This is a genomic window from Streptomyces lothianensis (genome assembly GCF_047779955.1).
Taxonomy (GTDB): Bacteria; Actinomycetota; Actinomycetes; order Streptomycetales; family Streptomycetaceae; genus Streptomyces.
Map to the genome: position 1 here is coordinate 94,941 of NZ_JBLMKT010000037.1, position 21,698 is coordinate 116,638.

At 69.1% G+C, this 21,698-nt stretch carries 18 protein-coding genes, 1 tRNA gene and 1 pseudogene; 3 read left to right on the forward strand and 17 right to left on the reverse strand.

The features are described from left to right. Positions 1 to 127: 127 nt before the first annotated feature. The 7 genes from ACLF6P_RS12900 to ACLF6P_RS12930 form a co-directional block, all read right to left on the reverse strand. Positions 128 to 490 carry a winged helix-turn-helix transcriptional regulator gene (locus tag ACLF6P_RS12900; RefSeq protein ID WP_415950298.1) on the reverse strand — a complete coding sequence of 121 codons (363 nt, stop codon included), beginning with the start codon at positions 488 to 490 and terminating at the stop codon, positions 128 to 130. Between the two features lie 265 nt (positions 491 to 755). Beyond that, positions 756 to 828: transfer RNA gene (locus tag ACLF6P_RS12905), tRNA-Ala, on the reverse strand. Positions 829 to 929: 101 nt separating this feature from the next. Then, positions 930 to 1,598 carry a histidine phosphatase family protein gene (locus tag ACLF6P_RS12910; protein WP_415950299.1) on the reverse strand — a complete coding sequence of 223 codons (669 nt, stop codon included), beginning with the start codon at positions 1,596 to 1,598 and terminating at the stop codon, positions 930 to 932. Next, positions 1,595 to 2,032, reverse strand: a complete 438-nt coding sequence (gene rsfS / locus ACLF6P_RS12915) for a ribosome silencing factor (RefSeq protein WP_415950300.1) — start codon at positions 2,030 to 2,032, stop codon at positions 1,595 to 1,597. The genes ACLF6P_RS12910 and rsfS overlap by 4 nt, the downstream gene beginning before the upstream one ends. 149 nt (positions 2,033 to 2,181) lie before the next feature. Further along, complete coding sequence (locus ACLF6P_RS12920; RefSeq protein WP_415950302.1) at positions 2,182 to 4,023, reverse strand: LytR C-terminal domain-containing protein; 1,842 nt, start codon at positions 4,021 to 4,023, stop codon at positions 2,182 to 2,184. 76 nt (positions 4,024 to 4,099) lie between these two features. After that, entirely contained in the window at positions 4,100 to 4,759 is a 660-nt protein-coding gene (nadD, locus tag ACLF6P_RS12925) for a nicotinate-nucleotide adenylyltransferase (protein ID WP_415950303.1), read from the reverse strand. A gap of 49 nt (positions 4,760 to 4,808) precedes the next feature. Next, on the reverse strand, positions 4,809 to 4,973 hold the full coding sequence (locus tag ACLF6P_RS12930; protein WP_415950305.1) for a hypothetical protein: 165 nt from the start codon (positions 4,971 to 4,973) through the stop codon (positions 4,809 to 4,811). 229 nt (positions 4,974 to 5,202) lie between these two features. On the opposite strand from ACLF6P_RS12930, the gene ACLF6P_RS12935 reads away from it, so the two are divergent. Then, positions 5,203 to 6,462: a M48 family metallopeptidase gene (locus tag ACLF6P_RS12935; protein WP_415950306.1), complete on the forward strand. Its 1,260-nt coding sequence runs from the start codon at positions 5,203 to 5,205 to the stop codon at positions 6,460 to 6,462. An 81-nt stretch (positions 6,463 to 6,543) separates the two neighbouring features. Here ACLF6P_RS12935 and ACLF6P_RS12940 read toward each other — a convergent pair whose 3' ends face one another. The 5 genes and pseudogenes from ACLF6P_RS12940 to proB all read right to left on the reverse strand — a co-directional run bounded on the left by ACLF6P_RS12940 (position 6,544) and on the right by proB (position 11,767). Then, on the reverse strand, positions 6,544 to 7,638 hold the full coding sequence (locus ACLF6P_RS12940) for an SCO2583 family membrane protein (RefSeq protein WP_415950307.1): 1,095 nt from the start codon (positions 7,636 to 7,638) through the stop codon (positions 6,544 to 6,546). A gap of 247 nt (positions 7,639 to 7,885) precedes the next feature. Further along, a pseudogene (locus ACLF6P_RS12945) lies at positions 7,886 to 8,494 on the reverse strand (SCO2584 family spore wall biosynthesis protein); the annotation flags it as partial. Positions 8,495 to 8,639: 145 nt separating this feature from the next. Continuing rightward, complete coding sequence (locus tag ACLF6P_RS12950) at positions 8,640 to 9,932, reverse strand: glutamate-5-semialdehyde dehydrogenase (RefSeq protein ID WP_415950309.1); 1,293 nt, start codon at positions 9,930 to 9,932, stop codon at positions 8,640 to 8,642. A 61-nt stretch (positions 9,933 to 9,993) separates the two neighbouring features. Further along, positions 9,994 to 10,449, reverse strand: coding sequence for a hypothetical protein (locus ACLF6P_RS12955; RefSeq protein ID WP_415950310.1), 456 nt, complete (start codon positions 10,447 to 10,449; stop codon positions 9,994 to 9,996). A gap of 211 nt (positions 10,450 to 10,660) precedes the next feature. Continuing rightward, entirely contained in the window at positions 10,661 to 11,767 is a 1,107-nt protein-coding gene (proB, locus tag ACLF6P_RS12960; RefSeq protein ID WP_415950494.1) for a glutamate 5-kinase, read from the reverse strand. A gap of 322 nt (positions 11,768 to 12,089) precedes the next feature. Between proB and ACLF6P_RS12965 the strand changes: the two genes are divergently transcribed. Continuing rightward, on the forward strand, positions 12,090 to 14,129 hold the full coding sequence (locus ACLF6P_RS12965) for a hypothetical protein (protein WP_415950495.1): 2,040 nt from the start codon (positions 12,090 to 12,092) through the stop codon (positions 14,127 to 14,129). Here ACLF6P_RS12965 and ACLF6P_RS12970 read toward each other — a convergent pair. Together ACLF6P_RS12970 and ACLF6P_RS12975 are read right to left on the reverse strand one after the other, a co-directional pair. Beyond that, on the reverse strand, positions 14,120 to 16,162 hold the full coding sequence (locus ACLF6P_RS12970; RefSeq protein ID WP_415950311.1) for a hypothetical protein: 2,043 nt from the start codon (positions 16,160 to 16,162) through the stop codon (positions 14,120 to 14,122). The genes ACLF6P_RS12965 and ACLF6P_RS12970 overlap by 10 nt on opposite strands. A gap of 234 nt (positions 16,163 to 16,396) precedes the next feature. Beyond that, positions 16,397 to 17,893 carry a D-ribitol-5-phosphate cytidylyltransferase gene (locus tag ACLF6P_RS12975; protein WP_415950312.1) on the reverse strand — a complete coding sequence of 499 codons (1,497 nt, stop codon included), beginning with the start codon at positions 17,891 to 17,893 and terminating at the stop codon, positions 16,397 to 16,399. A 464-nt stretch (positions 17,894 to 18,357) separates the two neighbouring features. Here ACLF6P_RS12975 and ACLF6P_RS12980 point away from each other — a divergent pair, with 464 nt between their 5' ends. Beyond that, positions 18,358 to 19,341, forward strand: coding sequence for an acyltransferase family protein (locus ACLF6P_RS12980; protein WP_415950313.1), 984 nt, complete (start codon positions 18,358 to 18,360; stop codon positions 19,339 to 19,341). 164 nt (positions 19,342 to 19,505) lie between these two features. Here the strand turns inward: ACLF6P_RS12980 and obgE are convergent, their stop codons facing one another. From obgE to rplU, 3 genes are all read right to left on the reverse strand, one after another. Beyond that, positions 19,506 to 20,951: a GTPase ObgE gene (gene obgE, locus ACLF6P_RS12985; RefSeq protein WP_415950315.1), complete on the reverse strand. Its 1,446-nt coding sequence runs from the start codon at positions 20,949 to 20,951 to the stop codon at positions 19,506 to 19,508. 146 nt (positions 20,952 to 21,097) lie between these two features. Then, complete coding sequence (gene rpmA / locus ACLF6P_RS12990; protein ID WP_415950316.1) at positions 21,098 to 21,352, reverse strand: 50S ribosomal protein L27; 255 nt, start codon at positions 21,350 to 21,352, stop codon at positions 21,098 to 21,100. Between the two features lie 14 nt (positions 21,353 to 21,366). After that, a complete protein-coding gene (rplU, locus tag ACLF6P_RS12995) occupies positions 21,367 to 21,687 on the reverse strand; it encodes a 50S ribosomal protein L21 (protein WP_415950317.1) in 321 nt (106 codons plus the stop codon). Positions 21,688 to 21,698 lie beyond the last annotated feature (11 nt).

The following is a 21,698-nucleotide window of genomic DNA, read 5'->3' on the forward strand; positions in this document are numbered from 1 at the left end:
TCCCCCGATCCCAGCCCGCTCGATTGTGCCACGGTCCTCCGGATGGGTCAGCGACGTACGCGCACCAGTCCTGACACAGCGCCCGGAAACGCAGCTCCGGCCAGCGCGTATACGGCCACGAGCAGCCTCAGTCCCGCGCCTCGGCCCGTGCGCGGGCTCGTTCGATGTCGGGGACGTGGCGCTCGGCCCATTCCCGCACCGCGCGCAGCGGGATCAGCAGGGACCGGCCGAGGTCGGTGAGCGCGTACTCGACGTGGGGTGGATTCGCGGGGAGCTCCGTGCGGGAGACGAGACCGTCGTACTCCATCGCGCGCAGCGTCTCGGTGAGCGCCTTCGGCGTGATCCCCCGCACATGCGCCTTGAGTTGGGTGAACCGCATGGGCCCCGCATCCAGCGCGTTGACGACGAAGACCGTCCAGCGCGCGCCGATCCGATGCAGGACGGTGCGGCTGGGGCAGCTCGCGGCCATGACGTTGTAGGCCTTGCCCATGCGTGCCTCCCGGTAGCGTTGTGGATACCGGTATAGAATCTATACCTTCCTGGCTGTGACAGACACCGATCGCACGCCCTCCTCCTCGCCCCGGCGGCGAAGCAGCGCATCGGCGGGTGACCCCGGTGCGGAATCCCCGGCGGCGAGCGGGCGCGAGTCGGTCGCTCATCGGTGCAGACCGACAGCCGCAGGCATTCCGGTCGCGGCCCGGAAAGCAGAAGATCCCGTCTGATCGATTCGATCAGACGGGATCTTCCGTGCGATGTGGAGCTAAGGAGAATTGAACTCCTGACCTCTTGCATGCCATGCAAGCGCTCTACCAACTGAGCTATAGCCCCATTCGTTCTTCCCGGCCGCTTCGGCGGGCGAACAAGAAGAACTCTAGCCTGCTCCCCGGCAGAAAGTGAAATCCGGGTCGCGGGGCGCTGACCAGCAGGTCTCAGGTGTCGTCGCCGAGGACCGGCTCCGGCAGGGTGCCCGCGTTGTGTTCCAGGAGGCGCCAGCCGCGGGCGCCCTCGCCGAGGACGGACCAGCAGCAGTTGGAGAGGCCGCCGAGGCCCTCCCACAGGTGCGGGTCGAGGCCGAGGAGGCGGCCGATCGTGGTGCGGATCGTGCCGCCGTGGCTGACCACCACGAGGGTGCCGCCGTCGGGCAGCTTGTCGGCATGGCGCAGGACGACGGGGGCGGCACGGTCGGCCACCTCGGTCTCCAGCTCGCCGCCGCCGCGGCGCACCGGCTCGCCGCGCTTCCAGGCCGCATACTCCTCGCCGTACTGCGCGAGGATCTCGTCGTGCGTCAGGCCCTGCCAGACGCCCGCGAAGGTTTCCCGGAGGTTCTCTTCGTGCGTGACGTCGAGGCCGGTCAGACGGGCCAGCTCCCCGGCCGTGGTGGCTGCGCGGCCGAGGTCGGAGGAGACGATCGTGTCCGGCTTCAGGGAGGCGAGCAGTCGGGCCGAGCGGCGGGCCTGGGCCAGGCCCTCCTCGGTGAGCGCGATGTCCGTACTGCCCTGGAAGCGGCGCTCCAGGTTCCAGGAGGTCTGGCCGTGCCGCCACAGCACGATGCGGCGGTCACGGCCGCTCGGCTGGTCGATCACCGAGGGGACGGTCATCGCAGGTCCCCGGCGGCCTGCTCCGCCTCGGCGCGCTCGGCGTGCTCGGCGCCCTTGCCGCGGGTGGCCTTGGCGTCCTCGGGCAGGTCGAGCTCGGGGCAGTCCTTCCACAGGCGTTCGAGCGCGTAGAAGACCCGCTCCTCGCTGTGCTGGATGTGGACGACGATGTCGACGTAGTCGAGGAGGATCCAGCGCGCGTCGCGGTCGCCCTCGCGGCGGACCGGCTTGGCGCCGAGCTCCTTGCTGAGCTTCTCCTCGATCTCGTCGGAGATCGACTTGACCTGGCGGTCGTTGGGGGCGGAGGCCAGCAGGAAGGCGTCCGTGATCGACAGCACGTCGCTGACGTCGTAGGCGATGATGTCGTGCGCGAGCTTGTCGGCGGCGGCCTGGGCGGCCACGTTGATGAGCTCGATGGAACGGTCTGTCGCGGTCACTGCGTGGGCTTTCCGGTCGGTGGGCGGGGCCGTGCGTATGCGGGGACCCGGGCGTGCTGTCCCTCCAGGATCGCATGACACCAGGGTGCCGCCCCACCGATTAGCGGGCCCCCTGCGCCGCCGGGTACGAGTGGGGACCGTTCCCAGGACTACTCCCCTTCGTAGTCGGACCCCAGCACGACCCCCACGTCCGCGTTCCCCGGCACCTTGCCCTCCTTCACCGACTCCGCCGGCAGGCCCAGCGTCTTCGCGACCTCCTGCGCCTCCGCCTTGCGGGTCTCGTCGGCGTAGGTGACCCGGGAGGACGAGCCGGGGTCCGTGCTGCCGGCGATGACCGTCCAGCCGCCGTTGACCAGGTCGACGCGCGCGCTCTGCACGGCCTCCTTCGAGCCCGAGAGGCTGATCCGCACGGCCGCGTCCGGGTCGGGGTTCTTCACCGCGCCGCCGAGCAGCTTCTCGACCACGGTTTCGGTGGCCTTCTGGCTGACGGTGCCGTCCTGCTGCACGGGCAGCACGGCGCTGTCGTAGTCGCCGCCCTTGGCCCGCTCCGAGAGCCGGGCGAGGAAGGCGCCGAGGTCCTTCTCGGTCAGCGGCGGCTCGATGATCTGGCCGAGCGTCTCGATGGTGGTGGTGGCGGCCTTCGGATCGGTGGAGAGCTTGCGCAGCACGCCCCTGAGCACCGCGCCGAAACGTTCGAGCTGCGCCGTCTCGCTCTCGCCGGGGGCGCGATAGGTGGCGTACGCCACGGCCATCGGGCCGCTGAGCGTCTGCGCCTCGCCCTTGGTGACGAGCGGCTCCTGGCCCTTCTTCTTGGCCTTCGGATCGGGCACATCGGCGTTCGTGTCGATCTCGATGTCGCCGATGCTGTTCACCAGGCTGTCGAGGAACGGTGTGTCGAGGCGCCAACTGCCCTCGATCCGGGTGCCGAGCAGGCCGTCCACGGCCGCCCGGGTCCCGCTCGAACCGTTGTCCTCGACGGATTTGCCGAGAGTGGTGGTCTGGCCCTCCCCATCGGTCACGACGAGGGAGTTGGGCAGCAGAATCGTCGCGCCGCGCTCGGTGGTGGTGTTGTCGACGAGCAGCGCGGTCGAGGTGCCCTTGCCGTTGGTGTTGTGCAGATGCACGGCGATGACATCGCGTTTCTGCGGTCCGCTCGAGGTCGCCTGGGTCCCGGAATCGCCGGACGTGAACGGCAGCTTCCCCTCGTACCAGAGGTAGCCGACGCCGCCGACGAGCATCAGCGCGAGGACGACCACGAGCGCGACCATCCGGTTGCGGCCGCGGCGCCTGGCCTCCTCGCGGCGCTCGGTGCGCGATTCGGTGAACTTGAGCCAGTCGATGACGTCCTCGGACTCGTCATCGGGTTCCTCGATGAAGGAGAACTGCCCGGTCCGGTAGTCGCCCGCGGTCGACCGCCGCGGCGGCTCCTCCGGGGTGTGCTGCCGCGGCACCCGGGCGGGCTGCTCCTCGGCCCGCGGGTACGGGGCGGGGTCGGCGACGGGCAAGTACTGCCCCGTGTCGCCCACGGAGGCGAACTGGCCGGTGTCTCGGACCGGCGGGTACTGGCCCGCGTCCTGGACCGGCGGGTACTGCCCGGTGTCGTGGACCGGCGGATATTGGCCGGTGTCGTGGACCGGCGGGTACTGCCCGGTGTCCGCGACCGGCGGGTACTGGCCCGTGCCCGTGCTTTGGCCGTAAGGGTCGTACGCGGCGGGGATGCCGTTGCCGTACGAGGCACCCGAGGCGCCCGAGTCGTAGCGCTCCCCGTGGTAATCGGAGTTGTCCGGATACCCGGAGTCCGGCGCGTACGAGCCGCCGTACGGTTCCTCGTACCCGTAACCCTGCTGCTGCGGGACCCCGCCCCCGTACTGCCCGTAGCCGCCCTGCGGGCTCTGCGGGGGCGCGAGAGGCTGGTAGACCGGCTGGCCGTACTCGTCGTAGCCGACGATCTCGTACTGCTGACCCGCGTAAGGGTCGTACTGGTCGTTCACCGGGTGCCCCTCTTAGCTCTCGGTCCGGACAGGACCTCGGCCTCAGGCCGTGTCCGCTACGCCCGTGGCTCCTGGCTCATGCGCCACGGTAGAGCTCACGCTTGTCGATGTACCGCACCACTCCGTCCGGCACCAGATACCAGACCGGCTCGCCCTTGGCGACCCGCTCCCGGCAGTCCGTGGAGGAGATGGCCAGCGCGGGGACCTCCACGAAGGAGACCGCGCCGTCCGGCAGGCCGGGGTCCGCCAGCGTATGCCCCGGCCGGGTGACGCCGATGAAGTGGGCCAGGGCGAACGTCTCGGCTGCGTCCTGCCAGGTGAGGATCTGGCCGAGGGCGTCGGCGCCGGTGATGAAGAAGAGATCCGTGTCGGGATTGAGCGTGCGCAGCTCGCGCAGCGTGTCCTTGGTGTACGTGGGGCCGCCGCGGTCGATGTCGATACGGCTCACGGAGAACTGCGGGTTCTCGGCCGTGGCGATGACCGTCATCAGATAGCGGTCCTCGGCCGGCGAGACCTGCTTGTGGCTCTTCTGCCACGGCTCACCGGTCGGCACGAAGACGACCTCGTCCAGCTCGTACTGCGCGGCGACCTCGCTGGCGGCCACCAGGTGCCCGTGGTGGATCGGGTCGAAGGTGCCGCCCATGACGCCCAGGCGGCGCCTGCGCTTGCCCTGCGCGGCGGCTGCGTCCCGCACGCCGCGGCGGGCGGGGCCGGTAGGCCTGTCCTGCTCTCCCATGCGAGCAGACCTTACCGGCCCGTCCCCCGGGGCCCGTCCCCGGAGCCGGTCAGCGGTCGCGGTTGAAGCGGGTGGTGATCCACAGCAGGAGCAGCAGGGCGACCAGCGCGCCGCCGCCCGTGACGTAGGGGTTGAGGCTGGCGTGTTCGCCGCCGTGCTCGCCGCCCTCGGAGGCGAGGGTGACCAGCTGGGCTGCGGTGGCGGTGAGGCTCATTCTCGACAGGACCTATCCGGGTGGGAACGGGGCTTGAGACTTCCGGCACATCGTACGGGGGGCGCCCGGCGGCGCTCACGCCGACTCGGGCGTACGGGGTGCGAGTACCGTGGAAACCGGGGAATCCAGCAGGAGACGGCATGGAACCCTGCTCCTAGGCTGGGCGTTCATAAGGGAGGGCGAGAGAACTCGCACCGTGCGCGGCGCGCGCCGAACTTATGGGGGCCGGATGCCTGACAGCACTGACAACGCAAGCAACGCGAACGGCGACAGCCGCGGCGACGGGGGTCCCGCCGGCGGGGGTCACGCCGGCGGGGGCCGGGGAAGCGGCGAGCACCACGAGAACCTGCCGGGCCGCAACCGCAGGCGGTTCCCCGGTATCTCCTCGCGGGCCTACGAGCACCCGGCGGACCGCTCGGCCCTGGTGGCCCTGCGCAAGCTCAGCGGCTTCGACACGGTGTTCAAGGCGCTGAGCGCGCTGCTGCCCGAGCGCAGCCTGCGGCTGCTGTTCCTCTCGGACTCGGTACGGGTGAGCGATGCCCAGTTCGCGCATCTGAACGTGATGCTGCGCGATGCCTGCTACATCCTGGACCTGGAGAAGGTCCCGCCGATGTACGTCACGCAGGACCCCAAGCCCAATGCGATGTGCATCGGTCTCGACGAGCCGATCATCGTGGTGACCACGGGCCTGGTGGAGCTCCTCGACGAGGAGGAGATGCGCGCCGTCGTCGGCCACGAGGTGGGCCACGCCCTGTCCGGCCACGCGGTGTACCGCACGATCCTGCTCTTCCTGACCAACCTGGCGCTGAAGATCGCCTGGATCCCGCTCGGCAATGTCGCGATCATGGCGATCGTCACGGCGCTGCGCGAGTGGTTCCGCAAGTCGGAGCTGTCCGCGGACCGCGCGGGCCTGCTGGTCGGCCAGGACCTCAAGGCCTCGATGCGCGGCCTGATGAAGATCGCGGGCGGCAACCATCTGCACGAGATGAACGTGGACGCGTTCCTGGAGCAGGCCGAGGAGTACGAGGCGGGCGGCGATCTGCGCGACTCCGTACTGAAGATCATGAACGTGCTGCCGCGCACCCACCCCTTCACCACGGTGCGCGCGGCCGAGCTGAAGAAGTGGGCCGAGTCCCGCGACTTCCAGCGGATCATGGACGGTCACTATCCGAAGCGCGACGAGGACAAGGACACCTCGGTCTCGGACTCGTTCCGGCAGTCGGCCGGCGCGTATGCGAGCGAGGTGAAGAACTCGAAGGACCCGCTGATGAAGCTGGTCTCGGACATCGCGGGCGGCGCAGGCGATCTGGGCGGACGGGTGCGCAGGGGCTTCGGCGGATTCGGCGGTTTCGGCGGCTCCAGGCCCGCGGACGGCCCGGACCGGGGCGAGGGCGGCGACCGGGGCGACGGCGGCAACCGGGGTGACGGCGGCAACCGGGGTGACGGCGACCGGCGCGATGGCAGCGGCGGTGGCGAGTCCGGCAAGTAGCCCGGTCGGCCGGCGGACGGCCGCCACTGGCTTGCGCTGCGGATGCGCCGTGGCGGCGCTTCAAGGTGCCCGGTGGCGGCGCTACGGGCCGCGCGATGGCGGTGTGGGCTGTGCGGAGGGGGCGAGCGCTCCGCACAGCGCCGTCGGCTGTGTGCTCGCGTACGGATCGGTGCCCGCGGGCCCGCCCTGCTCGGCGGTCTGCCCGGCGAGCAGGGGCCGCAGCCGGTCGGCGGTGTCGGTGCCGCAGGACAGCGGCCCGGCCTGTAGGTACGAGAAGGTCAGCTCGACCTGCCCGAGCCGCAGGGTGTCCGCGTCGAACCGGAAGTGCAGCTCGCGCCGCACGGTGAACAGCGAGACACGCGAGTCCTCACCGGCCACCGCGCGCAGGGCGTAGACGAAGGTGTGGTTCGAGACCACCTCAAGGGTGTCGCCACCGGTCTCGGCGGCCTTGAACGAACCGCGCACCCGCACCTCGTCGCCGGCGAGCGCGGCTTCGGCCGGATCGAAGCGCACCATCCAGCCGCTGGGGGCGTGCCGCCCGTCCGCGGTGGGCCGGTCGAGAGCATCGTCGAACTGGCCGAGCTGACCGGGTGCGACGAGCCGGCGGACCGGCCTCGTCTCCTCACCGGTCAGAACGGCCGGATCGAGCGAGGAGGCCACGAGGTAGTTCTTGGTCGCTTCGAGCGCCGCCGTGACCTGGTCCGCGGTGAAATGCGGGGTGCGGCGGACGGCGGGGAACGGCATTCCGGCGGCACCCGGCTCGAACTCCGCGGCCGGACTGTGCTCGAAGAGCACCGCGGCGCTCTCCGCACCGGGCACGGCGCCCTGCGGCACGAGCGGTATCACCGTCATCCGCAGCGGATCGGCGGGTCTGTCCTCGGACGGCTCCCCCGCCGGCTGCCGTACGCCCATGTAGACGGCGACGGAGAAGGCGATGGCGAGCAGCACCACCATCAGCAGGGCCCGCGCCGAGAGGCGACGGTGCGCCGTGCCATGGCCGGCCGCACGCCTGCGCACCGCCGGCGCATGGTCGGTGATGCGTTCACGCGCGGAGTACTCCTGCAGCCGCGCAGCGCGGATGAACGATTCGTCGAAGACTACGGAACGGAACTCTTCCTCGCCCCCACCAGGACCGCCCTCAGGTGTGCCGTCCGGTGGCTCTCCAGGCCCGGCCATACCTTCAGGGTAGGTGTCAGGGGCCTCGGGTAAACGCCGCGGTACGGGTCAACTTTCCGGCAGCATGCGGGCGTTGGCCCCTTCAGGGCACGCGTGGCAGGGCCGGGCCGGCCTGGGGTGAGGAGTCGGCGGAGAGCGAGGGTGGCGGGCCCACTCCGGCCGGCTGCTGCTCGGCCCCGGCGGTGCGCCCGGCGCCCGCCGACTCGTCCACGCCCTCGTCCGCACCGCCCACGCCCGCCGCACCGTCCGCGCCCGCGGTGCTGTCCCCGCCCGCCGTCCGGTCCACGCCCGTCGTCCGGTCCACGCCCGTCGTCGCGGGCGGCGTACGGTCCTCCTCGCGGCCGGGCGCGGCGGCCCCGCGGTAGACGGCGCTGAACGCGAGCGCGATCATGCCGATGCCCATGAGGAGCGCGAGCAGCCAGGCGACGGGCCGGTGCCAGCGCGAGTGGCCGCGGCGGGCGAACCCGTGGCCGTACGCCTCCATGTCCTCCGGGTCGTCCGGCCGGGCCCAGCCATGGCCGTACCCGGTCGCGCCCTCGTCCGCGTACCGGCCGCGGCGGAGGCGCTTTTCGTAGCCTTCGTAGCCTTCGTGGGCTTCGTGGCCCTCGTCCCCGTCGTCCCCGTCGTCCTCGGCCGCACGGCCGCGGCGGCGGGCCCGGTGCGCCTCGGCCTCGGCGCGCTCCTGGGCGGCGGCGAGCAGCCGCTCGACGGCGGTCGGCTCATGGACGCGCGCGGCCCGTACGAAGTCCTCGTCGAAAACCACGGAGGCGAAGTCCTCGTCCGCGCCCCCGTGGTCGTGGTCGTCGTCGGGCTCCCGGCCGTCCGGAAACGGCATGCCCCCCACGTCCTCCGGCACGCGTTCCAGAGTAGACCTGGGGGGTCATTTTGGGCAGACAGTACGGAAATTCATCTGTCCGTCAGTTCCGCGACTGCCCGTCTGTTCCGCGTGTGCCCGTCAGTTCCGCAGTTCCGCGACTGCCCATCGGTCCCACACGTGACGGTCAGTTCCGCGTGTGCCCGTCTCCCGTGACGATGTACTTCGTGGAGGTCAGCTCGGGCAGCCCCATGGGCCCGCGGGCGTGCAGCTTCTGGGTGGAGATGCCGATCTCGGCGCCGAAGCCGAACTGGCCGCCGTCGGTGAACCGCGTCGAGGCGTTCACCGCGACCGTCGTGGAGTCGACGAGCTGAGTGAAGCGGCGGGCGGCCTGCTGCGAGGTGGTGACGATGGCCTCGGTGTGCCCGGAGGTCCACAGGCGGATGTGTTCGACGGCCTTGTCGAGGGAGTCGACGACGGCGGCGGCGATGTCGTACGAGAGGTACTCGGTCTCCCAGTCCTCGGCCGTCGCCGGCACCACGGTGGCCTTGGAGCCCTCGGCGTACGCGGCGATCCGCTCGTCGGCGTGCACGGTCACGCCGGCCTCGGCGAGCGCGTCGAGGGCGCGCGGCACGAAGGCCTCGGCGATGTCCTGGTGGACGAGGAGGGTCTCGGCGGCATTGCAGACGCTGGGGCGCTGGGCCTTGGAGTTGACGAGGATCTCGACGGCCGTGTCGAGGTCGGCCTCGGCGTCCACGTACACATGGCAGTTGCCGGTGCCGGTCTCGATGACCGGGACGGTGGACTCCTCGACGACCGTCCTGATCAGCGAGGCGCCGCCGCGCGGGATGAGCACGTCGACGAGACCGCGGGCGCGCATCAGCTCCCGTACGGAGTCGCGGGATTCACCCGGCACGAGCTGCACGGCGTCGGCGGGCAGGCCCGCGCCGCCGACCGCATCGCGCAGAACGCGTACGAGCGCGGTGTTGGAGGCGTACGCGGAGGACGAGCCGCGCAGCAGGACCGCGTTGCCGGACTTGAGGCACAGGGCGGCCGCGTCGACGGTGACGTTGGGCCGGGCCTCGTAGATGATGCCGACGACGCCGAGCGGGACGCGGACCTGGCGCAGGTCGATGCCGTTGGGCAGCGTGGAGCCGCGCACGACCTCGCCGACGGGGTCGGGCAGCGCCACGACGTCGCGTACGTCGGAGGCGATGGCGCGCACCCGCTCCGGGGTGAGGGTGAGGCGGTCGACGATGGACTCGCTGGTGCCGGCCTCACGGGCCCTGGCGACGTCCTCGGCGTTGGCCTCGACGATCTCCGTCGTGCGCACTTCGAGGGCGTCCGCGATGGCGAGCAGCGCATCGTCCTTGACGGCCCGCGGCAGCGGCGCGATCTCGGCGGCCGCGGCACGGGCGCGGTAGGCGGCCTGGACGACCGGCGAGAGGTTGTCATACGGGGCGGTGAGCGGCGAGGTCATAGCTCGCAGGGTAATGCGGGCGGTCCGCTGCGCCCCGCGCCATCCCAGCCTGCGAGACGGCTCAAAACGGATGTACGCCCACGGGGGTCGCCGGGGCCGGGCCGTAGCCCGCCGCGATGCGCTGGTGGTACGTCTCGCGGTCGATGACCTCGAGGCCGACGATCTCCCAGGGCGGCAGCTGGGCGCTCTGGCGGTGCTCGCCCCACAGGCGCAGCGCGACGGCTGCGGCATCGTGCAGGTCGCGGGCCTCCTCCCAGTACCTGATCTCGGCATGGTCCGCGGCATAGCGGCTGGTCAGGAGAAAGGGGTGGTCGTGGGCGAGCTGTTCGAGTGCGCGCCGGACGTCCGCGAGCGGCGTCTCGGGGCCCGAGACGCTGAGCGTGACATGCCAGAGGCGGGGCAGGTCCCGGGGCTCTTCCCGCCGCTGTTCCTGCTGCTCCTGCGCGTCCTCGGTGTCGCCCCGGCCGGCGGGAGCGCCCGCCCCGCCCACGACACTTGTCAGTGCCACTCGTCTCACCGGACGGCCTCCTGTCGAGCGTCACGCGTCTGTGGTGCGGTCGGGGTGCTCCTTCAAGCCCTCGACAAAGTTGACCAGGCAAAGAGCCGCCGCGTGACGGTTTTACGCAAGGTCCCTCACTCAGGGCAACCGATTTCGGCCGGTTCGAGCGCCCGTTCGGAGGGCCTGCGGCAGCACTCCAGCCCCTCAGCCGTACAGCAGCACCACGTCATCAGCCGTGCAGCAGCACCAGATCATCACGGTGGACGACCTCACGTTCGTAGGCGGGGCCGAGCTCCTTGGCGAGCTCACGCGTGGAACGGCCGAGCAGCTGGGGGATCTCCTTTGCGTCGAAGTTGACGAGCCCCCGGGCGACCGCGCGCCCCTCGGCATCCCGAAGCTCCACCGGATCCCCGGCCGAGAACTCGCCCTCGACCCCCTTGATCCCTGCGGGCAGCAGGGATTTGCGGCCCTCGGTGACGGCGTGCACCGCGCCTGCGTCGAGGATCAGACCGCCCTGCGGGGTCGAGGCGTGCTGCAGCCAGAGCAGCCGGTCCGCGCTGCGCCGCCCGGTGCGGTGGAAGAGGGTTCCGGTGTCCCGCCCGGCCAGGGCGTCGGCGGCGTGCACCGTGGACGTGAGGACGACGGGGATGCCGGCGGCCGCGGCGATCCGGGCGGCCTCCACCTTGGTGACCATGCCGCCGGTGCCGACACCCGCCTTGCCCGCGCTGCCGATCTTCACATGTGCGATGTCGTCCGGGCCGTACACCTCGGCGATCCGCGAGGTCCCGGGCCTGCTGGGGTCCCCGTCGTACAGCCCGTCCACGTCCGACAGGAGCACCAGGAGATCCGCGCGTACGAGATGGGCGACGAGCGCGGCGAGCCGGTCGTTGTCACCGAAGCGGATCTCGTCGGTGGCGACGGTGTCGTTCTCGTTGACGATCGGCATCGCACCCATGGAGAGCAGCTGGTCGAGGGTGCGCGAGGCATTGCGGTGGTGGGCGCGGCGGGCCATGTCGTCGCTGGTCAGCAGAACCTGCCCGGGGCGCAGGCCGTAGCGCGCGAAAGAAGCGGTGTAGCGGGCCATGAGCAGCCCCTGACCGACGCTGGCCGCGGCCTGCTGGCGGGCCAGATCCCTGGGCCGGCGGCGCAGCCCGAGCGGGGCGAGCCCCGCGGCGATGGCGCCGGAGGAGACGAGAACGATCTCCCGCTCACCGCCGCTGCGCACCTTCGCGAGCACGTCCACGAGCGCGTCGACGCGGTCCGCGTCCAGCCCTCCGGAGGCCGTGGTCAACGAGGAGGAACCGACCTTGACCACGATCCGGTGCGCCTCGGCCACCGGCTTCCTTGCGCTTGACACTCCACAGTCCTTCTGACGTCTCTCACATCGTTCGCAGCGCATGAAATCTACGCGAGAGCGGGCGGACGGCGCGCCCACGTTTCGGTGAGTGGAACGCCGAACGAGACCTCCTACCCCGATCGCGTGAAAACCCATGGCAGTCCATTCCCGTGCCCTGCGCGCGCCGTTAGCCATCAAGCCCGCCGTCCGGGGCGCGTCGAAGGCAGAGCCATGGCGCGTCTTCGACCTGCTTGGAGTCCCAGGAGTGTCCCCAACCCGCCGCATCCCTCGTATCGCGATCCGACTCTTGCTCCCTTCAACGCTGGTGACGACCTTCGCCGCCCAGGTAGTGGGCGCGCTGCTCCCCCACGCGCCACTGCTGGTCGTCGCCACGGCGACGGGGCTCGCCACCGAGGCTGCCCTGTTCCACTGGCAGCAGCGCGTGGCCTCGGCGCTGGACAGGGTTCACGCGGACATCGCGGTGCGCCAGGTGATGCGTGACCTGCTGTTGGTATCGGGGCTGCTGAACCTCGACACGGAGGGCCCGTCGGTGCTCTACCTGCCGATGGTCTCCGGCCTTCTGCTCTTCTACGCCCTGCACTTCGCCGGCCACGCGGCGGCGATCCTGGTCCGCCGCACCCGCACCCTTCCGGTGGTCACCCGCAACATCGACGCGTCGGCACTGCGGCTCACCCCCGGCCCGCCGGTCCTGTTGACCCGGCCCGCCCCTCGCCTGTTGGTGTTCGGCCTGCCCACGACGGCCGGGCTGCTTGCCACCGCCGCGAGTGGCGTACCGGAGTTCGCGGCATGCGGGATCGCCCTGGCCGTCGCCGTCGCGGCGGGCGGGCTCGGGCAGCTGGTGCTGCGGCTGCTCCCGAGCCACCGCCCTGCGTCGGAGGCCGACGTTCTGGAGTGGTTCGACGCCTGGCTGGCGGAGTACCGGCCCACGGTCGGCATGTACTTCTCGGGCAGCGCCTCGTCCGCGTACCAGGCGAACATGTGGCTGGAACCGCTGGCCCGCCTGGAGGGCCGCCCGCTGATCGTGCTGCGCGAGCGCTTCATGGTGCAGAAGATCGCGGCGACGGACATCCCCGTCGTCTGCCTTCCCAAGGTCGCCACCCTGATGCGCCTCGAGCACTCCACGCTGAGGGTCCTGATCCACCCGGCGAATTCCGGCAAGACCTCACAGGTCCTGCGCATTCCGACGATCAAGCACGCCTTCGTCAACCACGGCGAGAGCGACAAGGCCTCCAGTTGCAACCCGTACGCGAAAGCCTACGACGAGGTGTGGGTCGCGGGGCCCGCGGCCCGTGAGCGCTACGCGCTGGCTGATGTCGGAGTCGACGACCGGGACGTGGTCGAGATCGGTCGCCCCCAGTTGCAGTCGATCCTGCCGTACACCGGTCCGCCCACGCGCGCCTTCACGACTGTGCTCTACGCCCCCACCTGGGAGGGCTGGGACGGCGCCCCGGGCAACACCTCATTGCTCGTGGCGGGCGAGAACATCGTGCGGGCGCTGTTGGACGACGACGGCATTCGGCTGCTCTACAAACCGCACCCGATGACAGGGTCCGTCGACCCGCGCGCGGGGGCTGCGGACCTGCGCATCCGGGAACTGATCCGCGAGGCGAACCGACACCGTTCGGGGTGCCGTCCAGGGCCGGAACGGCAGGCCGAACTCGCCCTCCGCAGCAAGGAGTTGATGCGCCTCACCATGACCTCGTTCCGGCGCGGCGCGGACGCTGTGGAGCGGATGCTCCTCCAGGGTTCTCCCGAGCCCGGCCGTGCAGCGGTGGTGGGCGAGGCGACCGTTGCCTGGGAGGCGGCCTACTGGGCCTCACTCCCGGAGTGGGAGCACCAGACCGTCGCCGGCGCGGAGCCTGCGCTGTACACGTGCTTCAACCAGGCGGACCTTCTGATCAGCGATGTGTCGAGCGTCGTCTCGGACTTCCTGGCGAGCGGCAAACCGTACGCGGTGGTCAACGCCGACGGCATGCCCGAGCAAGCGTTCCTCGAGGCGTTCCCGACGGTAGGGGCGGCCACCATCCTCACCCCGGACGCGTCCGGGGTGTCGGAGCTGCTGACCGCCGTACGCGACCCTGGAAAGGACAAACAGGCAAAGGAGCGGGCCGCACTGAAGCTTCGCCTGCTGGGCCCCTCGGATCCGCCGTCCGTGGACCGCTTCAGCGACGCGGCCCAGTCCTTGGTGGCGGCAGCCGACGCGCACCGAGCCCGGATCACCCAGGAGAACCCCCGAACGCTTCCCCGACCACGCCCGAGCAATTGGCAAGACCGGGGGTTGGTTGATACCAGCGGGTCACCCAGCAGCGCTCCGGGATCAAGGCATACAGGTCAACCCTGAACCTGCCCCTCAAGGAGAATCGGACTCTTGAAGGAAGGAACGATCGGTTCCGCGACAGTTCCCGGCGGGAACTGAGCTTCTGCACGGGCCAGGAGACGCGTGGTGGCGTTACGGAACAGCTCCGGCGCGGCCTGATGATCCTCTCCGAGCAGAAAGGTTCGAAGCATCGAGCGGTCCTCACGCAGCGGATCGCTTTCGGGTGACCGTATCGCTTCCCACAGTCGGTCCACCGCAGCAAGATTCTCCGTCAGGATGAACGCGGCACCGGCAGCCGTGTTCTGCCGCAGAAATTCCGCCTCGTCGAGCGCCTGCGGATTGCTCAGCACATAGGGCTTTCCGCTGGCTACGAAGTCCGACACCACACTGGAGACGTCACTGATCATGGCGTCCGACGCGTTGAAGCAGTCGATCAGGGTGGGCAATCTGCCCATCGACACGAAATGTGATTGCCCGCTGTATGTCGCGCGGTAGCACTCATCCCATCGCGCGTGGGCTTCTCGCACCCGCAGAACCCGCTCCTCCTCCGAGAGGTGGCAGGCGGGTGAATCAGGCTCTCGGCTCAGCAAAGCACTGATGCGCTCTTCGAGTTGACGCAGCTGCCGCAGCATTTGCGGGTCCGGCTCCGGTACACCGAGATCGCGGTGGCGACGCAAGTTGTCGTCCCGCAGCAGCGCAAGGATTTCCCCGTGCGCAGCTGCGGCCTTCGGCGAGCGGTGACCGAGCAGGGGGTGAGGGCGGTAAATGATCCGTCCACGGGGATTGAGCTCCATCAGCCTTTTGACGAGCGCGACACCCATGCCGGTCACCGAGGTGTAGTCGTTTTCGGAGGTCCACCCCTCCCAGGTCGGCGCGTAAAGGATCGTGGGGGCGTCGCCAGCCGGCCCGTCCGCTTGCTTGACGGAAGCTACCTGGGGCCGCCCGACCTCGACAATCGACTCCTCCGCGACCGCACCCCGCAACCTCCCATAGCGCGCCCGCCCGGCCTCTCCCGCCACCCAGATCTCGTCATACGTCTTACTCGCCCGATTGCTGCTCGCCAGCTTGTCGCTGTCGCCATGGCCGATGAACACATGCTTCATCTCAGCGCGCTGCAGCATATGCACGTTCTTGCCCGCGTTGCCCGGGTACAGCACTACACGCATGTCAGGCAGCGCCAGCTCCGCCAAGTCGTCAGCCTTCGGCACGCAAATGACGGGAACGGTGGTCGCCGTCAAGAAGTTCATGGACTGACGCTCGCGGAGAATGATCAGCGCGGGCTGCTCCAGTTGCTCCAGCGTCTCCAGCCACATGTTCACTTGGTACATGAAGTCTTTGCCGACAGAGGCGAAACTGAAGTAGAGGCCCACTCGCGGCCGGTGGGAGTCAATGGCCTGGCCTGCCGCGGCCAGCACTTCCTCACGCGTGGGCATCCTCCGCACCTGCTTGGCGTACGGAAGCACCGCTGCCAGCGCAATCAGCCCGGCCAGAGCGGTAACAGCCGCTCCCGCGAAAGTCGCGGCTTCAACGCCAAGCACGACGGACAGGAGCGCACCGAGAATGGCAGGTACATCCGCGAACCAGAGCTTTCGCTCATACCGACGCGAAAGCACCCTCGGGGGCTGAGGCGGTATGTGCAGCCCGAATTCCAAGCCTCGTGCGGTCACGGGAAGTCGTCGATGCTTCCGCTTGATGTGCTCCATCGCCACGCCGTAGAGCAGTTGAGCGTTGAAGAGCACGACCAGGGCACCGATCAGCGCCACGCCCGCTCGCAGGTCCGTCGACGCGGCATAACCCAGGAAACCGAGGACCAGAATCTGCCGCAGCAGGAACCTCTTCGTCAGGCCGGCCCCTGTACGGCGCAGCAAGGCCAAGCCGGAGGAATGCACGTGCGGCAGCGCGAACTCCGCTGCGTACCCTGCCACCGTTGCGCTCAGGAACACCGGCATCGACTGCGACACGATACCGACCAGGAGCAGCGCGTAGGACAGCACCAGCGCAACAGCAAGGACGTAACCTACAAGTGCATGGGAACGTAGACGCTTGAGCCGCGCCATGAGTCGTTCACCGTTCCTTCCGCGTAACCGCTCAGGCCATGGGTGACCTGGCACGATCGATTCATTGGTTTGTTCATGGGGCTCATCGAGCGGCTTCCGCTGAACCACTGCCTCGTTCGCTGAGCCGTGGAGCGGCTCGTACTTTTGGTTGCCCTTCTGAGCCCGCACGGCTCAGGCCCCCGAGTGCACCACTGGCAAAACGGAGGCCTGGCCATAGAGAGTGAGGGGTCGGAACTACACCTCGTTCTGGCGGTCCAACACAACGGCAAGCGCCTGCTCGAAGCCAGAGGCCGTGGCCGCGTCCTTGGTCGGATCCTGCTGCCGTACGTCGATGACGTGGCCCGTCAGGTCGGAGACCAGCACATCGAGCGAGGTTCGAGCCACTGCCTCGGAGGAAAGCAGCGATCCCGCCGGTTCCTGCCCGAACGCCTTGGTTCGCATCGGAGTCGCCGTGCGCTCGGGATTCACGCAGTTCACCCGAATCCCGTCGACCGCCCACTCATCCGCAAGCGCCTGAGTGAGGTTCACCATGGCTGCTTTGGTGGAGGAGTAGAGGCTGTACTCTGCTCGGCCCCGGGTGTAGCTGCTGGAGGTGTAGAGCAGCAGTTGACCGCGGGTCTCTGCGAGATACTTGTAGGAAGCGCGGGCAATCTGCACCGGGGCAAGGTAGTTGACCTTCAGCGCTTCCTCGATGGTCGAGTTCTCCGTCTCCGCGAGCTTGCCGATGCGCAGCACACCCGCCGTGTTGATCACGTAGTCGATGCGACCGGTCTCGGCATACGCCTGCGAGAGTGCGTCGTCCACGTGTTCCGGGTTCTCGACATGGGTACCGGTGCTGGATCGACCCAGCGCGTACGCGTTCGCACCGTATCGCTTGGCCAGCTCGGCTATGTCTGCGCCGATGCCGTACGAGCCGCCGAACACCACCACGGTCTTGCCGCTGAGCAGCTCACGGTAGGCGGCCTCGTCTGCCGGCGCCGGCGCTGCGGACGAGGCGAGCTGGAACAGCTTGTCCGCGATGAAGACATCCACCGGCTGTGTGACCTTCATGTTGTACTCGTCACCCGCGACGACATGGATCGGCACATCGGGGAGGTACTTGAGGACCACCGAGCAGTCGTCGGTCGCCTGGAAGTTGGGGTCGTTCGCGGCGACCTCGTAGGCTCGACGAATCGTGGAGAGCTTGAATGCCTGCGGAGTCTGACCGCGCCGCAGCCGGGAGCGGTCCGGAACGTCCGTGATGAACTCGCCGTCCTCGCCGTGTGTGCGCGTGACAATGATCGTGTCCGCGGACGGAATGGCGACGTCGACGGCCTGGTATCGGTCCAGCGCCGCCACGCAGTCACGGATGACCCGCTGAGACAGCAGCGGACGCACGGCGTCATGGAACAGGACATTGCGGTCCTCGCCCTCCGCAAGGCCTTCACCCAGCGCCGCGATCGCGCGCTCGGTGGTCTCGTTCCGGGTCCCCCCACCCTCGATGACCTTGACGACCTTGGTGAGCCCCGACTTGGCGACGATACTCTCGGCGTCCGGCACATAGCCCGGGGCCATCAGCACGATGACGTCGTCGATGCAGTCAGCCTGCTCGAACGTTGTCAGAGTGTGCTCGATCACAGCCTTGCCAGCGATCTTCAGCAACTGCTTCGGGATCGACAGACCCACTCGCTGGCCGGTACCACCAGCGAGGATCACTGCGGTGGTACGCGTTTTGGCTATGTGCTGGGACACGTTCTACCTACCTTGGGATGATGAGGCGCTCCGTGATGCTCTCACTCTGTGTTGCCAGACTGCAAGGTGGAGTACGTGTACCCCTTGCGCATCGGAAAGCCTGTGTTCACTTTGCCATCAGGCAAGTTGGGACAGTTTCACGGAGACACTCCGTGACCGATCCCACAGGCCTGGATGTTTGAGCCAGGTTTGCGCGGGTTCACACAGCCGACTACCGTCGCTGGGATGTTCCAGAGTGCCAGTTTCCCCACCGCGCCCGTCGAACAGCTCAGCGCTTCAGGGGCGAGTTCCTCATGGGAGAACCTGTGACGCAGGTCCATCATCCCAGCGGACGGCTGCAAAGGACGCTCCTCGCCCCGGCACGGCATCCCCGCACGGAGCGGAACGGCGTCCCGGCTGTCACGTCTCGCGCCAAGCAGCGTGACCCGTACTTCGACAACGCCAAGTACCTCGCGATCGTCCTCGTGGCCGTGGCCCACTCCTGGGAACCGTTCCGCGACGACAGCCGGACAGCAGACGCACTGTATATGACGGTTTACGCCTTTCACATGCCGGCGTTCATCCTCATCTCCGGTTACCTCTCGCGTGGATTCACCATGCGGCCCGACCAGCTCAAGCGGCTGGTCACCGGTGTAGTGGTGCCCTACTTGGTCTTCGAGGTCGCATACACCCTCCACAAGAGGTGGGCGGACGACGATCCGACCCATCCCTTCAGTCTCCTCAACCCCATGTATCTGATGTGGTTCCTGGCCGCACTGTTCATCTGGCGGTTGACCACACCCCTGTGGCGGCTGGTCCGGTATCCGGTGCCGATCGCACTGAGCGTCTCCGTGCTCGCCTCGGTGTCGCCCTCGATCAGCAACGACCTCGATCTCCAGCGCGCGCTCCAGTTCCTGCCGTACTTTGTCATCGGCCTTCACCTGAAGCCCGAGCACTTCGCGTTCGTTCAACGCCGCGAGGTACGCCTGGCATCGATACCGGTCACCGTGTGTGCGCTGTTGACGGCCTACTGGGCGGTACCGCGGATGGACCGAGAGTGGTTCTTCCACCGCAGCAGCGCTCAGGAGATCGGCTTCCCGTCGTGGATCGGGATCGTCATGGCTCTGGCGCTCTTCGCCTGCGCCATGCTGTTGACCACCTGTTTCCTCGCCTGGACCCCGAGGCGGAGACTCTGGTTCACGGCCCTGGGCACAGGCACTCTGTACGGCTACCTCCTCCATGGCTTCCTCGCCAAGGGCGCCCTCTACGCGGGCTGGTACGACGCCTGGGACGGATGGCTGCACGAGCCAGTGGGAATGATCTTTGTTTCTCTCGTCGCGGCCACCGCGGTCACCCTTCTGTGCACCTCGCCGGTGCGGTCCCTCTTCCGGTTCGTGACGGAGCCGAAGATGGAGTGGGCATTCCGGCAGGAGGCTGAACGCCCCGCGCGGGACCAGAGCACCCCATGAGCGACACACTTCGGCACTCCGGGGTTCCGTCGGAACGCCTCGAGGCAGCCTCACTCACCTAGGGCGTCCACCTGCCACAGTCCAGGCCTCCGAGAACGGAGGCCTGGACTGTTGTGCGGCGGGCCATGGATGGATCTGTGTCGGACCTGCCAGTACGGCGCGGATCAAAACGCCTCGAAGTCGTCGAACTCCTGCTGCGCCTCGTCCCGCGCCGCCTGCTTGTCCGAGCGTCGCTGCGCCGCCGGCCGCGGTGCGTCGAAACGGTGGTCCTCGCCGCGGCGGCCCAGCATCTCCGCGCCGGTCATCATCGACGGCTCGAAGTCGAAGACGACCGCGTTGTCCTCGGGGCCGATCGCGACGGCGTCACCCGCGCGGGCGCCTGCCTTCATCAGCTCGTCCTCGACGCCGAGGCGGTTGAGCCGGTCGGCCAGGTAGCCGACGGCCTCGTCGTTGTTGAAGTCGGTCTGGCGCACCCAGCGCTCCGGCTTCTCACCGCGTACGCGGAACACCGGCTCGCCGTCGAGCTGCTCGGCCTTCACGGTGAAGCCGCTCTCGTCCACGGCCTTCGGCCGGATCACGACCCGCGTGGCCTCCTCGACGGGCTTGGCGGCACGGGCCTCCGCGACCACCTCGGCCAGCGCGTACGACAGCTCCTTGAGGCCGGTGCGGGCGACGGCGGAGACCTCGAAGACGCGGTAGCCGCGGGCCTCCAGGTCAGGGCGGACCATCTCGGCGAGGTCCTTGCCGTCGGGCACGTCGATCTTGTTGAGGACGACCATGCGGGGCCGGTCGCCGAGGCCGCCGTACTGCTTCAGCTCCTCCTCGATGATGTCGAGGTCGGAGACCGGGTCGCGCTCGGATTCGAGGGTCGCGGTGTCCAGGACGTGCACGAGCACCGAGCAGCGCTCGACGTGCCGCAGGAACTCCAGGCCCAGGCCCTTGCCCTGGCTGGCGCCGGGGATGAGGCCGGGGACGTCCGCGATGGTGTAGACGGTCGAACCGGCCGTCACCACACCGAGGTTGGGCACCAGGGTGGTGAAGGGGTAGTCGGCGATCTTCGGCTTGGCGGCGGAGAGCACCGAGATCAGCGAGGACTTGCCGGCGCTCGGGTAGCCGACGAGCGCGACGTCCGCGACGGTCTTGAGCTCCAGGACGATATCGCCGAAGTCCCCGGGCTCGCCGAGCAGCGCGAAGCCGGGCGCCTTGCGGCGCGCGGAGGACAGCGCGGCGTTACCGAGTCCGCCGCGGCCGCCCTCGGCGGCCACGTACGAGGTGCCGTGCCCGACCAGGTCGGCGAGCACCTTGCCCTGCTTGTCGAGGACGACGGTGCCGTCCGGCACGGGCAGGACGAGGTCCTGGCCCTCCTTGCCGGCCCGGTTGCCGCCGGCGCCCGGCTGGCCGTTGGTGGCCTTGCGGTGCGGGCTGTGGTGGTAGTCGAGCAGCGTGGTCACGGACTGGTCGACGGCGAGGATCACATCGCCGCCGCGCCCGCCGTTGCCGCCGTCGGGGCCGCCGAGCGGCTTGAACTTCTCCCGGTGCACGGAGGCACAGCCGTGACCTCCGCTACCCGCGGCGATGTGCAGCTCGACGCGGTCCACGAAGGTGGTCATGTGGGGTGCCTCCAGATACGGCAGATAGGGCAGGTACGGCAGATGCGTACGGAGTGTCTAACGTCTAACACGCGAAAGGCGGACCTGCTTCCCGCCAGGGGAAGAAGGTCCGCCTTCGACGAATCGCTCTACGGAGTCCTGATTGCTCAGGCAGCCGGAACGATGTTCACGACCTTGCGGCCACGGTGGGTGCCGAACTGCACCGCACCGGCCTGCAGGGCGAACAGGGTGTCGTCGCCACCGCGACCGACGCCCGTGCCCGGGTGGAAGTGGGTGCCGCGCTGGCGGACCAGGATCTCACCGGCGTTCACGGTCTGACCGCCGAAGCGCTTCACACCGAGCCGCTGAGCATTGGAATCGCGACCGTTCCGAGTGGACGATGCGCCCTTCTTGTGTGCCATCTCTCCTCAGTCCCTTACTTCGCAGCCGCGGGGATCTCAGTGACCTTGATCGCCGTGTACTGCTGGCGGTGGCCCTGACGACGGCGGTAGCCGGTCTTGTTCTTGTAGCGAAGGATGTCGATCTTCGCGCCCTTGTGGTGGTCCACGACCTCGGCCTGGACCTTGATGCCGGCCAGCACCCACGGGTCGCTGGTCACGGCCTCGCCGTCGACCAGCAGCAGGGTCGAGAGCTCGACCGTGTCGCCGACCTTGGCGGTGGAAATCTTGTCAACCTCAACGATGTCGCCCACAGCAACCTTGTGCTGGCGACCACCGCTGCGCACGATGGCGTACACGCGGATCTCAC